A 14,307-nucleotide genomic window follows, 5' to 3' on the forward strand; every position below is an offset into this window, starting at 1 on the left:
TTGTTGCATGCTATTGGAGGTGGGTTGGTTGATAGTTCGGCAATCTTGTCCTATTTAGAAGCCGGCTCTTGCCGGTGGCGTAAAAAGATATACCTTTGGCCCGTATGAGGATAGTGTATTTACCGAAGAATAGATGCCGGAATGTAGTCTGGTTGCTTCTGCTGCTGACGATTACGTCGTGTAACTTGTTGGAGAGCAGTCCGTACGATGCCCGGGTAACGGGCGACACCGGCATCAATGCCCGCAATGTGGCCCGTATCGAGAAGGCTCTGGACGGAAAGAGCAGTTTCAGGTTTGCGTTTATCAGCGATACTCAGCGATGGTACGACGAGACCGAGGCTTTTGTCGCGCATCTCAACAGTCGCGACGATGTCGACTTTGTGCTGCATGGTGGCGATGTCTCCGACTTCGGGGTTACTGAGGAGTTTCTGTGGCAGCGCGACATACTCAATGAACTGAAGGTTCCCTATGTGGTGCTGTTGGGCAATCACGACGTGTTGGGCAACGGAGTGCAGGTGTATCGTAGGGTCTTCGGGGAGGAGAATTTCTCCTTTATGGCCGGCGATGTGAAATTTATCTGCCTCAACACCAACGCCCTGGAGTTCGATTATTCCAACCCGATACCCGATTTCTCCTTTATCAAGGCCCAGCTCAAGGATGATAATCCGGCATATCGTCGCACGATTTATGCCATGCACGTGGCGCCGGGCGACGAGCAGTTCAATAATAATGTAGCCGATGTCTTTCATCTTTATGTGAAGTTGTCGCCCGGGATTCTGTGCGGCCTGTACGGGCATGGGCATACGTTTGCCGAAGCCGATAAGTTTGGCGACGGTATAATCTACTACGAAACGCCCTGTATCGGGAAGCGTTTCTACCTGATGTTTACGATAAACGCGGAGGGATACAGTTATGAACCGGTCTATTTTTAACCGATTGATGGTGACTTTGTCGCTTCTGTGCGTATGGATGTCGGCTCATGGTGAGACTCCGACCGAGCTACCTGCATACGATTATCGGGTAGAACAGTATCGGTCGGGATGGAATCGTCTGGTGCCTCGGTATGTCAAGTTGCAGACTGGAGGCCTGATGGGGGCCGTTTCGGTGGGTACGGGCTGGAATTATGGGCGCGATCACTGGGAGACCGATTTCATACTGGGGCTGATACCCAAGTTCAGCGACGACCATGCACGTGTCTCTCTCACGCTCAAACAGAATTATTATCCGTGGAAAGTGCAGTTGGGCAACTCGCCTTTTACCTTCGAGCCGTTGTCGTGCAGCTTTTTCGTCAATGTGATTATGGACCGGGATTACTGGGTGAGTCAGCTCGACAAGTATCCCAATGGTTACTATTGGTTCTCGACCCGTGTACGAATGAATTTGGGGTTGGGACAGCGGTGGACTCTGCGTATTCCTGAATCCCGCCGCAAGTTTCATCGCTCGGTTTCGTTTTATTACGAGTTCAGTACATGCGATATGTATGTAACCAGTGCCGTAACCAACCGCTACATCTCTTTTTGGGACATATTGCGCCTCTCGTTGGGTGTTAAGTTTCAGATTTTGTGACTCCACTATCGGTCGCCCAGCGTGTGGTCGATATAGAGGTTGCGGTTCGACAGGGTGATGAAGGGTTCGATTTCGTGCGAAACCATCATGATGGTGGTACCCCGGCTCGAGAGTTCACGCAGAATTTCGACCATGCGCACTTCGAACTGGCGGTCGATATACGACGAGGGTTCGTCGAGAATCAGCATCTCGGGGTGCGAGATGAGTGCCCGGCCAAACAAGGTGCGTTGCAACTGTCCACCCGAGAGTACACCGATGGTTTTCTCGCGCAGGGCCGTTATCCCCATGAGGTCGAGCATGTGGTCTATTTCGCGCCGCTCGACCGACTTGGGGCGTTTGGCATTCTTGCCCATCAGCCCCGAGGCTACAACCTCTTCTACGGTGATGGGAAACCGGCTGTCGATGCTGTTTTTCTGGGGCAGATACCCGATGTCGAGCGAGGGGACCTGTCGGCCTCCTTCGAAGAAGTAGATAGCTCCCTGTGTAGGTTTCTGCAAACCCAGTATGGTGCGCAGCAACGAGGTCTTGCCACCGCCGTTCGGTCCCGAAACCAGCAGGAAGTCGCCTCGGAAGATGTCGAGGTTGATGTCTTCGAGCACACTCTTGTCGCCATACGAGAGCCACAGGTTCTCGATGGCTATGATTTTATTCTCCAGCAATGGCATTGGTGATGTTTAAAAGTTCTTCACTCCAGTTATAGCTGAGCGGGTTGATGGAAACCACTTTCGCACCAATCTCTTGAGCAAACGATTCGGCCTGTTTGGCGTCGAATTCCTGTTGGATGAAGATTACCTTCACGTGATTCTCTTTAGCCACGTCGATTGCTTTTTTCAGATAGAAAGCCGAGGGCTCCTTGCCATTGTATTCGAGGCTGAGCTGGTGCAGATTGTAGTCTTTGGCCAGGTAGCTGAGCGAGGGGTGATAGATGGCAAACATGGTTCCGCTTACGGGTGTCAGTTTGCGGGTCATCACCGAGTCGACCTGGTTTATCTCGGCCAGCAGGGCTTCGTAGTTCTGGCGGTATACCTTCTCTCCGCTGGGGTCGAGGCTCACAAAGGCGTCGTACATGTTTTTGGCGATGATACGAGCATTCTTGGGCGAGCTCCAGGTATGAGGGTCGGCATCGAAGTGGTGATGGTGATTGTCACTGTCGTTGTCGCTGTGCTCGTGAGTGCCCGAGAGAATGTTGATACCCTCGGAGTTGTCGAAGATTTTCATGTGCGGATTGTTCTGTTCCAACTTGTCCATCCAGGCCAGTTCAAATCCGATGTGCCCGATTTTGAAGTAGGCAATGCTCTTGCCCAGATGCACGAGGTGCGAAGGCGAAGGGTCGTAAGCCTCGGGATTGCTGCCCGGAGGTACGATGCAGTTGATGTCGAAACGATCGCCTGCGATCTTCTCGGCAAAGTACTTCTGAGGTTGTATGGTTACAGTGACAATCTTTTGTTCTTTGTTTCCGGTCGAGCACGATACGGCTATGAGTGTGAGCAGTATACATGCACAATATTTCAAAAATGAATGTTTCTTCATAATAAAGTCTTTTGCCTCACGGCACATTTTTGTACAAAAATAGTATAATATCATTAAGATTCCTTCTTTTCGTTGCTATTTAATATGTTAAATTCGGCTTTTAACATTTTGCCAATCAGTCGGTCAGCTACGGTTTGTAGGTTGCAGGCGGTTCCGGCTTCACTCTACGCCGTAGACTCGGCTGTGAATGCGGGTCACTACCGCGTCGAAAACGTGGTCGAGGTCGATTGCTCCATACGACATGAGGTAAAGTTCCAGCGAATGACGGTCGGGCGAGTAGGGGGGCTGGGTATAGGGTCTCGTGGAGAGAACGAAGCCCAACCGCTGGTAGAATGCGATACGTCGTCGACTCAGGTCATCTTCGGGTTTCTCGACTTCGAGCACGGCGGGTTTCCCGAGCTGTTCCAGCAGAGCAGTCATGGCTGCGGCACCATAGCCGGCACCCCGGCATCGGCTGTCGATGGCGAAGTGCTCCATATAGGTAAAGTCGCTCCAGGACCAATAGGAGATGAATCCGATGGGATGCTCCTCGTCAGACAGCAGCGCAATGGCAAAATCGTCGTTCTCTCGCAACAGACGCACGACCTCGTCGAAGTCTCTCCGCTCGTCTGGAGGGAAAGACTCGGTATAAATATGCTCGATAAAGTCGAGAGCCGAATCGTTATCGGCACGGACTGGTGAGATTCGTATCATAGTAGGTTGGGGTTATAAGTGGATACAAATATAATAGATTTAAAGGAATCTTTAAAAAAATAGAACTATAAAGTTTCTCGAACCCGTCTCGACAGGCGTGTAAATGGGATAATCGGTGTATGTAACGAAATAGAAAACAGTCTGTATTTTTTGCCACTTAATAATCCCTTGTAGAGGCTGTTTGGTAAATGAAAATTGGAGAAATAGTTTCAAATTGTAACTTTTTTGGAGCCGATGTATCGGTCAAAAATCTTTAATACGGAATACTTCCTGCAAAATTAACAGGATAGATAATCGAAACCTGTAAATTTATTACTATCTTTGTTCTCAAAATAATAAAACAGTTGTAAAAAATCGAAAAAAAGAACCATGGGACATCATCAGTTAGACGAATTGGACTATAAAATTTTGAAACTCATTGCAGCGAATGCACGCATTCCTTTCCTCGAAGTGGCACGGGAGTGTAATGTTTCGGGAGCCGCCATTCATCAGCGGGTACAAAAATTGACCAACCTGGGAATCCTCAAAGGATCGGAATACATTATAGACTCAAACAAGATCGGGTTTGAAACGTGTGCCTATATGGGGTTCTACCTGAAGAATCCGGGCGACTTCGAGCACGTGGTGGAGGAGTTGCACAAAATTCCCGAGGTGGTCGAGTGCCATTTCACGACCGGACAGTACGACATGTTTATCAAACTGTTTGCCCGGAACAACCAGCACCTGCTCGAGATTATCCACACCAAGCTGCAACCCATCGGGCTGTCGCGCACCGAGACGTTGATCTCTTTCCGCGAGATATTCCGTCGCCAGCTTCCTATCGACGAGGTGGAAGACCTGGATTGAGAGCGTCAAAAAAAAGAGTTGAGCGAAATTGAATATACGAGCCCGGTTACACTCCACGGAGAGGAGTTGAACCGGGCTTTGTTTTCGCACACAGCCATTCCGGATTCTGCCGCTCCGCTGGTTGTGTTCCCCTCTGTCAAACAGGGACTCGGTAGTTTGTGCGGATAGTTGTGATTTTTTACTCGGGCGATAAACCATCTTACCGCTATTTTTGTACCTTTGCGGGAGTGTGTTGCCGGGCCCCGTACGGGCTGGACCTCGGAGCGAATCAAACGCCCGGGCGATAAGTCTGCAGCCGCCTCGGAGAGGCATCTAACGAATATAATGATAAGGATATATATTTGTACGAGAAATGAAAGAAGTTGTAGTTAGTGGAATACGCTCCACGGGAAATTTACATTTGGGAAATTATTATGGTGCCCTGCGCAATTTTGTGAAAATGCAGGAAGAGAACAAGTACAACAGTTATTTCTTTATAGCCGACTGGCATGCTCTCACTACGCATCCCGATCCCAAGACGCTGCATGAGAACGTGCGCGACATCCTTTGCGAATATCTGGCTGCGGGGCTCGACCCCGAAAAATCGACTCTGTTTGTACAGAGCGATGTGCCCGAGATACCGGAGATGTATCTGCTGATGAATATGCACGTGGGTATCGGTGAACTGATGCGTACGGCTTCGTTCAAGGACAAGGCCCGCAAGCAACTGGGCATCAAGTCCGATAGCGATGAGGATGTGGAGCACGAGATTATCGGCAACAACACCAACAAGCGGGTGAATGCCGGATTGCTCACATACCCTACGCTGATGGCGGTCGATATTCTCATTCAACACGGTAACTATGTACCGGTAGGCAAGGATCAGGAACAACACCTGGAGTTGACGCGCCGTTTTGCCCGTCGGTTCAACTCGACCTACGGGGTCGAATATTTTGCCGAGCCGCAGAATTTCAACTTCGGCTGCGAGCCTATCAAGGTGCCTGGTCTCGACGGCTCGGGCAAGATGGGTAAGTCGGAGGGCAACTGCGTCTATCTGATTGATGACGAGAAGACTCTGCGCAAGAAAATCATGCGTGCCGTGACCGACGAGGGCCCCAAAGTACCCAATTCGCCCAAGGTAGAGGCGGTCGAGAACCTCTTCACGTTGCTCAAAATCGTCTCTTCGCCCGATACGGTTGCCTACTTCGAAGAGAAATACAATACCTGCGAAATCCGTTACGGCGACTTGAAGAAGCAACTGGCCGAGGATATTCTCAAGGTGACGTTGCCGATTCGGGAGCGCTTCCTCGAAATCCAGAACGACGAGGCTTATCTGGCCCGTGTCGTGAAGATGGGTGCCGAGAAGGCTCGCGCAACCGCCTCGAAGACCTTGCGCGAGGTGCGTGAAATTATGGGATTCAAGCCTTTCTAACCCAGATATTCCGTCGCTATGGAACATCATCACCACCATCACCCGGCCCCCGATTTGCAGAAGCTCAACCGGTCGTTTATCATCGGTATCGTGCTGAATGTGCTCTTCGTCGTGGCCGAGGCGGGAGCCGGTTTCTACTACGATTCGCTGGCTCTGCTCTCCGACGCCGGTCACAACCTGAGCGACGTGGTGAGCCTCGTCCTGGCCCTTTTCGCCTTGCGTCTTTCGCTGGCGAAACCCTCGTTGCAGTATACCTATGGTTACAAGAAGAGTACCGTGCTGGTATCGCTGCTCAATGCGGCTATCTTGTTCGTGGCGGTGGCGGTGATTCTCTACGAGAGTATCGACAAGCTGCGTAATCCGGCGCCGCTCGACGGTAGTGCCATTGCCTGGGTGGCTGCAATCGGTATCGTGGTCAACGCCTTTACGGCCTACCTCTTCTTTGCCGACAAGTCGAAAGACCTGAACGTCAAGGGGGCCTACCTGCACATGGCGGCCGATACGCTGGTGTCGGTGGGTGTGTTGATTTCGGGTGTAGTGATTAAATACACGGGTTGGAATATCATCGACCCCATTATCGGTATTGTGGTGGGTCTGGTGATTCTCTACTCCACCTGGCATCTGCTGCAGGAGAGCCTGCGCCTGGCGCTCGACGGCGTGCCCGAAGGTATCGATGTCGAGCGGGTCGAGCAGGTGCTCTCGTCCGACCCCGACGTCATCAACGTGCACCATCTGCACATCTGGGCCATCAGCACCACGCAAACGGCGCTCACGGCTCATGTGGTGGTGTCGGACATCATGCGCATGCACGAAGTGAAACATCGCTTGAAACAGGCTCTGCACGAGCTGGGTATCGACCATGCCACCTTCGAACTTGAGGTTAAGGAGGAGCATTGCGACGGCCATTGCGACTGTTGCGACGGGGATACCCATTGCGACAACGACACGCAACCCTATTTGTAGCGATAGATAAAATCGAAGATACCACCGGTGGGAGGAAATCGGGCTGGCTGAGCCCCTTTTCTCCCGCTTTTTTTGTGCGTGCGATGAGGTTTACAGTTTGTAGACTCCGCCCGGCAATGCCTTGACCACCCCTTTGAACTCCAGCTCGACCAGCACCGACAGCAGTTGCGACAGCGGTTGGTTCAGCTCGACGGTCATGCGGTTTATCTGCCCCTCGCCCCGGGCCTTCAGGTAGTCGACAATCGGTTGCTCTTCGTCGGTAAGGTCGGGAAAGAGCGAGCGTTGCACCGCCTCGCGTCGGGGTACCTGCCAGCACATGGCTTCGACGAGGTCGTCGGCCGAGGTGATGAGGGCCGCCCGGTTGCGGCGGATCAGGTGGTTGCAGCCGGCCGAACTCTCGCGGTGAATGTCGCCGGGCAAGGCAAAGACGTCGCGGTGATAGCTCTCGGCAATGCCGGCGGTGATGAGGGCACCACCCTTTTCGCGCGACTCGACAATGACTACGGCGTCGGCCAATCCCGCCACAATGCGGTTACGGGCCACGAAAAAGGCCGGATGCATGGCGTGGTAGCCGGGATACTCGGTGAGCAGTCCGCCGTGGGCAACCATCTCGGCCGCCGTGTTGCGGTGGCTCGAGGGGTAGATGTGGTCGAGCCCGTGAGCCAGCACGGCTACCGTGTCGAGCCCCTGCTTCAGGGCCGCGCGGTGAGCACAGATGTCTATGCCGTAGGCCAGTCCGCTCACGATGATGAGGTGGGGAAAACGGGCTGCCAGGTCGCGAATCATCGCCTCGCAGAAGCTGCGCCCGTAGTCGGTGGCTCGGCGGGTACCCACCACGCTCACCACCTTGGCGGCATTCAGGTCGGCCGTACCCCGGTAGTAGAGCAGCGGCGGCGCATCTATGCAGTCGACGAGCCGGTGCGGATAGGCGGGGTCGGTAAAGTAGAGCGGGGTGATGTTCCCCTTCTCGATAAACTCCATCTCCTGTCGGGCTGCCTGCAGGGCTGTGCGGCGGGCATCGTCGTGGAGTATTCGTCCCGTGATGCCCGTCATCTGTTGCAGTTGGGCCTCGGGCAGTTCGAAGAACAGAGCCAGGCTGTCGACCGTCTCGTGGATGTGCTGGGCCAGCGACTTGTTCATGCCCTTGATGCGCGAGAGCGCGATGCGGTAGAGAAGCTCTTGTTCCATGATGAGGGGGAATGATTGGTTGGTCGGTTACTCTTGTTGCAGGAATCGTTCGAAGTAGGGTACAAACTCCTCGCCGCGGGTGATGCGTCCCTGTGTGGTGCACACCGTCTCGACCACCGCCTTGATGCACAGTTCGCCCGACACCTTGTAAATATCCTGGTAGAAGACAAACTTGATGCCCTCGCGGCGCATGTAGAGTTTGCTCACGAAGTGGTCGCGGCTGCGCAGCGGCATCTTGTAGTTGATTTCGATGCGGTTTACCACCGGGTCGATGCCCCGCTCGCGCATCTCGACGAACGAGATGCCCGCAGCCGCCAGAAACTCGTGGCGGGTGTGCTCGAGATAGTGCTGGTAGTTGGCGTTGTTGACGATGCCTTCCATGTCGCACTCGTAGTCGCGCACCTGCATCTCCAGTTCGAAAATATATTGTGACATAATCTTTCGGTATTTGTTCTTTGCAAACTTACGGAAAAAATGAAGAATTTTCCCTATGTTTGTAAAAAATCAAAGCCATGTGTAGACGGTTGTTTCTCCTGTTTATCTTGTGTGTGGTGGCCGGGATGTCGGCCTGGGCCTGTACCTCGGCAGTCGTTTCGGGGCGGGTGACCCCCGACGGACGTCCGCTGTTGTGGAAGCATCGCGATGCTTCCGACCTCAACAACCGCATCGTGCGCTTCGATGCCGTCAAGGGCCAATTCTCTTTCGTGGGGGTGGTCAACGGCACCGACACGTTGGCCCGCGAGGTGTGGACCGGCTACAACAGCGTAGGGTTTGCCGTGATGAACACCGCCTCGTATAACCTCAAGAACGACACCTCGTCGCTGGCCGACCGCGAAGGGGTGGTGATGAAGCGGGCCTTGGCCGTGTGCCGCACGGTCGACGACTTCGCCCGCCTGCTCGACGAGTGGCCCCGGCCCATCGGGGTGGAGGCCAATTTCGGGGCCATCGATGCCGAGGGGGGAGCCGCCTATTTCGAGGTGAACAACTACGAGGTGACCCGCTACGACGTGGCCGACGCTCCCGATGGCTATCTGCTGCGCACCAACTATTCGATGTCGGGCCGCCCCGACGAGGGGTTCGGCTATATCCGCTACGACAATGCCGCCCGACTTTTCGCCCCCGTGGCGGCACAAAAGGCCATTACCCCCGAGTGGCTCACCGGAGTCTGCTCCCGTTCGTTCTATCATACGTTGCTGGGGCGCGATTTCTCGGGCGACAACTGGGCGGTCGATCAAGATTTCATTCCCCGGCGCAGCACCTCGGCCTCACTGGTGGTCGAGGGGGTAAAGCCCGGCGAGTCGCCGGCGTTTACGACAATGTGGACCGTGTTGGGCTATCCCCCCTGCTCGGTGGTGCTGCCGGTGTGGCTCGGCTGCAACAGCGGCGTGCCCGCTTTGTTGCAGGCCAGCGGCGACACATTGCGTGCCCCCTTGTGCGAGTGGGCCAATGCGTTGAAGCGCGAAGCCTTCCCCATCGAGCGCGGCAGCGGGTCGCACTACCTGCACATGGCACGCCTCTTCCGCCCCGACGGTAGCGGCATGACCCAACAACTGCTCGGCCTCGAGAAGGTGGTCTATGCCCAAAGTCGCACCCTGCTCGACGAGGCCCGCCGCTCCGGCTCGTGGAACGACCGGCAGGTCGAACGCACGATGACCCGCATCGAGCGACAAGTCTCGGCCTTTTTTCAGAAAATGTTGGACAGTGGGAGCCGATAAATCTCTTTCCCGAGAATATTCCTTTTGTAGACCGTCCCGCCCGGATATTCCTGGATACCACATCCGTGGTGTGGAATGACAGAACCGTCCTCGCGTAGTGCGGTATGTCTGCAGTATGTCACCCCGCACTCGATGCGGGGTCCAACCCCGGGCTGCAAACGGGGAAATGCCGCAGACAGTATTCTCTGGATTCCGCATCACGGTGCGGAATGACCAAACCGCCGTGTCGTAGCGCGGTATGACATACGATGTAGAGAACTCCCAATTACGGCTTGTTAATCCACAAAGAGGCACTTCTTTTACAGCAGGCAGATACGTAATCTGCAAGGAATACACAATCTGGAGCTTGAAGCCAAAGACAAGGAAATATCACGACTGAATGCTATTCTTGAAAAGGCGTTCAAATGGTTCCCGATGCTCAAAGAAATGTTGAGAATGGAAAAGCTATGCACTGCCATCGGCTTCACCAAAGAAATGATAGAGAGCCTTCTGACGAAGAAAGAGGCTATCAGGTGCAATGGCAGGATTTATTCCGAAGAGCACAGACGGAAGTTTGACATCAGGAATGATATTTTCAAAGTGGAAAAGAATCCGACCAATGACAGTAAACTGGTACTGACCATAAACAGGCAACCGATTGGCGAATGGTTCAAAGAACAATGGGAGAAACTTCGGCAAGGTTTACGAAAAACAGAAGAGCCAAGAAAAAGTAGAGGATTCAAGTTATGATGTAACGAGGGCTGAAAAAGCTGGGGGAATTGATCCTCCAGCTTTTAATTATGATTTTGAAATAGCATCAAGAATAGATAAGTCATGAATATCCTTATCCCGCAATTCATATCCCGAATGGAATATCTTTTGCCCTTTCAATGAAATACATGGAATAACCCTGCCATCCAAAGTAGTTTCACCAAAATAGTCCGACTGAAATTCATACCAACCACCTTGCAAATCCGCTTGTCTGGATGTACCATCCTCATTCAATATAAACGGGTGTATGTCTATATACCCTAATTCGACGCTGTATAATTCCATCCTCGCAGGAAGCCAGTCCGTTTCTATGACGAAACCATTTTCCTGAAGAAAGGCAATCAATTTGTCGGTATAACGGCTGTCAAAATCAATATCCACATCTCTATGGATTCTGGTTTGCCCTCCATGCAGGGCATCTACGCCCCATCCTCCATCGAGCCAATACTTCACGCCTGTACTTTCCAATAAATCCAATATTTGGAATAAGTCTGAAATCGTAATGTGTTCTTTTTTTGTCATAATAAACGATGTCTTTGTGATAAATATGTTATTGCAGAGATTTTATCGAAGAGATGAAACACGCGGCTACTCCGACCGCTCCAATGAGCGTCCCACAGATTACAAACAAGGTTGCAATACTCATGTTTTCAGCCAAATATCCCGATACCAATATCCCCAACAAGGAAGAGAGCGTGCTCAGACTAAATATCAAAGAAAACGTGCGCCCGAGAATTTCCGAAGCGATATTCTGCTGGACAACAGCAATGAACAAGGCGTGATAAATGGCATAAGCAATACCCCCGGCAAACATCAGGCACATAAATCCTATGAACGCATCGACAAAAAACTTTTATACTCTCCCTTTATAATCATAAATAATACGAAAACACCCAACTTTACATTCTTGGGTGTAAAATCGGGTGCTTAATTTGTAAAACATTGATTTCCAATGTTTATTGCGGTGCGGACGGGACTCGAACCCGCGACCCCATGCGTGACAGGCATGTATTCTAACCAGCTGAACTACCGCACCAGTTTCGTTTTGCGAGTGCAAAGATAGAACGCTTTTTTCAATTCTGCAACTCTTCGTTCCAAAAAAAATCGAATTATTTTTTTGCTTCTGTGGCCGGGGGGTCGTACGGTTGTATGGAAAAATCTCATTATCAATCGAAAGCACGGGAGTGATTACAACAGATGAATGTTGTGCCGGGCGCACTCGGCTATCTGCTCTTCGGGCCAGATGCTGGCCTGTACCTCGCCGATGTGGGCTTTCTGGAGCAGAAACATCGAGAAGCGCGATTGCCCGATACCGCCGCCTATCGAGAGAGGCAGTTCGTCGTGGAGCAGGGCCCGGTGGAAATTGAGTTGTGCCCGCTCGGGGCAACCACAGATGTCGAGCTGGCGGAGCAGCGCCTCCTTGTCGACCCGTATTCCCATCGACGAAAGTTCGAAGGGTATTTCCAGCACGGTGTTCCACAGGATAATATCGCCGTTCAGCCCCAGGTAGCCGTCGCTGTTGGGGGTGGTCCAGTCGTCGTAGTCGGGGGCGCGGCCGTCGTGTCGGGTGCCGTCGCTGAGTTGTTGCCCGATGCCGATGAGGAACACTGCCCCGTAACGTCGGGCCGCAGCTGCCTCGCGCTCCTTGGGGGTGAGGTGCGGATACTGTTGCAGCAGCTCCTCGGTGTGGATAAAGGTTATCTCGTCGGGTAGGGTGGGGGTGATGTGGGGGAACTCTTCGTAGATGAGGGCCTCGCACTCCTTGATTACGCGGTAGATGGTGCGCACTGTTTCCTTGAGGTATTCGAGGTTGCGGTCTTCGCGGGTGATGGTCTTCTCCCAGTCCCACTGGTCGACGTAGAGCGAGTGCAGGTTGTCGAGCTCTTCGTGGGTGCGAATGGCATTCATGTCGGTATAGAGTCCGAATCCCGGGGCGATGTCGTAGGCTCCCAGTTTCACCCGCTTCCATTTGGCAAGCGAGTGCACCACCTCGGCCCGACGTCCCTCCATGGCGGCGATGGGGAACGACACGGCACGCTCGTTGCCGTTGAGGTCGTCGTTCAACCCCGTGCCCGAGAGTACAAACAGCGGGGCCGTGACCCGGCGCAGGTTCAGGGCTTTGGAAAGTCGCTCTTGAAAAGCATCTTTCAACATCTTGATGGCCATCTCGGTAGTTTCGGGCAGAAGTTTGAGTTTATAGCGTTGAGGAATGATGAGTGACATTTGGTTTTTTCAGGTTAAAGTTCAAATTCAATTAGTGCAAAATTTCTGCAAATATATATCATTTTTCTAATAATACAAATATTTATATATCAATTTGAGATGTTGAACAAGAATATTGTGTCTTTTATGAAAAAGAATGTCTATTAGTTTTAAATTTTCGGAACCAACGGGTAAAATAGATTGTTTATAAATATGTCACTAATAAAATTTATCTATTTTTGCACCGAGAAAATAGTACAAACGACCGATAACGAAGTCGCTCAGACGATTTTCGATTTTACCGAATCGTTCTTAACCTGAGCCATTTAAGTAAAGAAACAGCCTCATGGAGACAACCCGACCGGGCATCACCCCCGAATCTACACAACCGGCAACGACCGATTGCCACCTGGTATTCAAACCGATTACTCTCGACTCGCTGCACGAGATAGCACCTTACCTGACCCGACAAAGCTACCGCACTTGCGACTTCTCGATTGGCGGCATCTATATGTGGGTCGGTTATTTTGGTTACGAGTATGCCATCTGCCGCGATACCCTCTTTATCAAGGGGGGCGAGGAAGACCATCTGCAAAACACCGCTTTTGCCGTGCCGGTGGGGAGTCTCGATTTGAAAGATTCATTGCTGCTGCTGGGGGCTTACTGCCGCCAGCACGGGTTGCCGTTTATCCTCTCGGCCGTGCCTGAACCGGCGGCGCAGGCCATTGCCGAACTCTATGGTTGCCCCATCACCGAGCTGCCCGACTGGGGCGACTACCTCTACCGGGCTACCGACCTGGCTACCCTCGTGGGGCACCGCTTCAACAAGAAGCGCAACCGGGTGAACAAGTTCAAGAGCACCTATCCCGATTTCCAATACGAAGCCATCACGCCGCAGAACCTGCCCGAAGTGATTGCCTTCTTCGACCGCTACATGCAGGCCTATCACAAAGACAGCGAGCTGTTTGCCTACGAAGAGAGCATGGTGGCTCAAGTGCTGCGCGAGTATGACCGATTGCCGTTCGAAGGGGGTGTGCTGCGCGTGGGGGGCGAGATTGCCGCCTTCTCGGTGGGCGAAGTGGTGGGCGATACCCTGGTCGTGCATATCGAGAAAGCCCGTAAGGAGGTGGTGGGTGCCTACGAAGCCATCAATCTGTTCTACTCGGCACAGATGGTCGAGGCTCACCCCGAGGTGCAGTACATCAACCGTGAGGACGATGCCGGCGATCCGGGTCTGCGCGAGGCCAAGTTGTCGTACAACCCCGAGACCATCCTGAAAAAGTACAACATTCCGCTCGACGACTATCTGCGTTAAAGCCTGGTTTTTGGGCCTTTCCGAGTTTTTCTTGTCATTCAACTGCCGATGCGGCGTCTCTGTCGTATCGTGCTGCGGCACGGTATGCGGGAGATACCGTCTGCGGTGTTTTTCCCTTTTGCGACACG

General features: G+C 52.8%; 15 protein-coding genes, 1 tRNA gene and 1 pseudogene. 9 read left to right on the forward strand and 8 right to left on the reverse strand.

Features of this window, described 5'->3' with window-relative positions; translation table 11 throughout:
• The first annotated feature begins 104 nt into the window (after window positions 1-104).
• A complete protein-coding gene (locus B5F38_RS05595) occupies window positions 105-932 on the forward strand; it encodes a metallophosphoesterase (RefSeq protein ID WP_087408483.1) in 828 nt (275 codons plus the stop codon).
• Complete coding sequence (locus tag B5F38_RS05600; protein WP_087408324.1) at window positions 913-1,566, forward strand: hypothetical protein; 654 nt, start codon at window positions 913-915, stop codon at window positions 1,564-1,566. The genes B5F38_RS05595 and B5F38_RS05600 overlap by 20 nt, the downstream gene beginning before the upstream one ends.
• Before the next feature lie 5 nt (window positions 1,567-1,571).
• Here the strand turns inward: B5F38_RS05600 and B5F38_RS05605 are convergent, their stop codons facing one another.
• The 3 genes from B5F38_RS05605 to B5F38_RS05615 form a co-directional block, all read right to left on the reverse strand.
• Window positions 1,572-2,231, reverse strand: coding sequence for an ATP-binding cassette domain-containing protein (locus B5F38_RS05605; RefSeq protein ID WP_087408325.1), 660 nt, complete (start codon window positions 2,229-2,231; stop codon window positions 1,572-1,574).
• A complete protein-coding gene (locus tag B5F38_RS05610) occupies window positions 2,212-3,096 on the reverse strand; it encodes a zinc ABC transporter substrate-binding protein (protein WP_087408326.1) in 885 nt (294 codons plus the stop codon). The genes B5F38_RS05605 and B5F38_RS05610 overlap by 20 nt, the downstream gene beginning before the upstream one ends.
• Before the next feature lie 159 nt (window positions 3,097-3,255).
• The gene (locus B5F38_RS05615) at window positions 3,256-3,789 is read right to left on the reverse strand and encodes a GNAT family N-acetyltransferase (protein ID WP_087408327.1); all 534 of its coding nucleotides are present in this window, start codon (window positions 3,787-3,789) and stop codon (window positions 3,256-3,258) included.
• Window positions 3,790-4,158: 369 nt separating this feature from the next.
• Here B5F38_RS05615 and B5F38_RS05620 point away from each other — a divergent pair, with 369 nt between their 5' ends.
• The 3 genes from B5F38_RS05620 (at window position 4,159) to B5F38_RS05630 (ending at window position 7,009) form a co-directional block, all read left to right on the forward strand.
• Window positions 4,159-4,635 (forward strand): Lrp/AsnC ligand binding domain-containing protein, encoded by a 477-nt coding sequence (locus B5F38_RS05620; protein WP_087408328.1) that lies wholly within the window; start codon window positions 4,159-4,161, stop codon window positions 4,633-4,635.
• Window positions 4,636-4,987: 352 nt separating this feature from the next.
• Window positions 4,988-6,046 carry a tryptophan--tRNA ligase gene (gene trpS, locus B5F38_RS05625; protein WP_087408329.1) on the forward strand — a complete coding sequence of 353 codons (1,059 nt, stop codon included), beginning with the start codon at window positions 4,988-4,990 and terminating at the stop codon, window positions 6,044-6,046.
• A gap of 18 nt (window positions 6,047-6,064) precedes the next feature.
• Entirely contained in the window at window positions 6,065-7,009 is a 945-nt protein-coding gene (locus B5F38_RS05630) for a cation diffusion facilitator family transporter (protein ID WP_087408330.1), read from the forward strand.
• Window positions 7,010-7,099: 90 nt separating this feature from the next.
• Here the strand turns inward: B5F38_RS05630 and dprA are convergent, their stop codons facing one another.
• Together dprA and B5F38_RS05640 are read right to left on the reverse strand one after the other, a co-directional pair.
• Entirely contained in the window at window positions 7,100-8,197 is a 1,098-nt protein-coding gene (gene dprA, locus B5F38_RS05635) for a DNA-processing protein DprA (protein WP_087408331.1), read from the reverse strand.
• A 27-nt stretch (window positions 8,198-8,224) separates the two neighbouring features.
• Window positions 8,225-8,632 carry an acyl-CoA thioesterase gene (locus B5F38_RS05640; RefSeq protein ID WP_087408332.1) on the reverse strand — a complete coding sequence of 136 codons (408 nt, stop codon included), beginning with the start codon at window positions 8,630-8,632 and terminating at the stop codon, window positions 8,225-8,227.
• 77 nt (window positions 8,633-8,709) lie between these two features.
• Here B5F38_RS05640 and B5F38_RS05645 point away from each other — a divergent pair, with 77 nt between their 5' ends.
• On the forward strand, window positions 8,710-9,912 hold the full coding sequence (locus B5F38_RS05645) for a carcinine hydrolase/isopenicillin-N N-acyltransferase family protein (protein WP_087408333.1): 1,203 nt from the start codon (window positions 8,710-8,712) through the stop codon (window positions 9,910-9,912).
• A 306-nt stretch (window positions 9,913-10,218) separates the two neighbouring features.
• Window positions 10,219-10,641, forward strand: a pseudogene (locus B5F38_RS05650) (mobilization protein); the annotation flags it as partial.
• Between the two features lie 48 nt (window positions 10,642-10,689).
• Here the strand turns inward: B5F38_RS05650 and B5F38_RS05655 are convergent.
• Entirely contained in the window at window positions 10,690-11,184 is a 495-nt protein-coding gene (locus B5F38_RS05655) for a hypothetical protein (RefSeq protein WP_087408334.1), read from the reverse strand.
• Between the two features lie 25 nt (window positions 11,185-11,209).
• Here B5F38_RS05655 and B5F38_RS14250 point away from each other — a divergent pair, with 25 nt between their 5' ends.
• Entirely contained in the window at window positions 11,210-11,593 is a 384-nt protein-coding gene (locus B5F38_RS14250; protein ID WP_158096845.1) for a hypothetical protein, read from the forward strand.
• 31 nt (window positions 11,594-11,624) lie between these two features.
• On the opposite strand, the gene B5F38_RS05660 is transcribed toward B5F38_RS14250, so the two are convergent.
• Together B5F38_RS05660 and asnA are read right to left on the reverse strand one after the other, a co-directional pair.
• A tRNA-Asp gene (locus B5F38_RS05660) sits at window positions 11,625-11,698 on the reverse strand.
• Window positions 11,699-11,850: 152 nt separating this feature from the next.
• On the reverse strand, window positions 11,851-12,885 hold the full coding sequence (gene asnA, locus B5F38_RS05665) for an aspartate--ammonia ligase (RefSeq protein ID WP_087408335.1): 1,035 nt from the start codon (window positions 12,883-12,885) through the stop codon (window positions 11,851-11,853).
• Window positions 12,886-13,210: 325 nt separating this feature from the next.
• Here asnA and B5F38_RS05670 point away from each other — a divergent pair, with 325 nt between their 5' ends.
• On the forward strand, window positions 13,211-14,179 hold the full coding sequence (locus B5F38_RS05670) for a phosphatidylglycerol lysyltransferase domain-containing protein (RefSeq protein WP_087408336.1): 969 nt from the start codon (window positions 13,211-13,213) through the stop codon (window positions 14,177-14,179).
• Window positions 14,180-14,307 lie beyond the last annotated feature (128 nt).

The sequence above is a fragment of the Barnesiella sp. An22 genome (assembly GCF_002159975.1).
Lineage (GTDB): Bacteria > Bacteroidota > Bacteroidia > Bacteroidales > Barnesiellaceae > Barnesiella > Barnesiella merdigallinarum.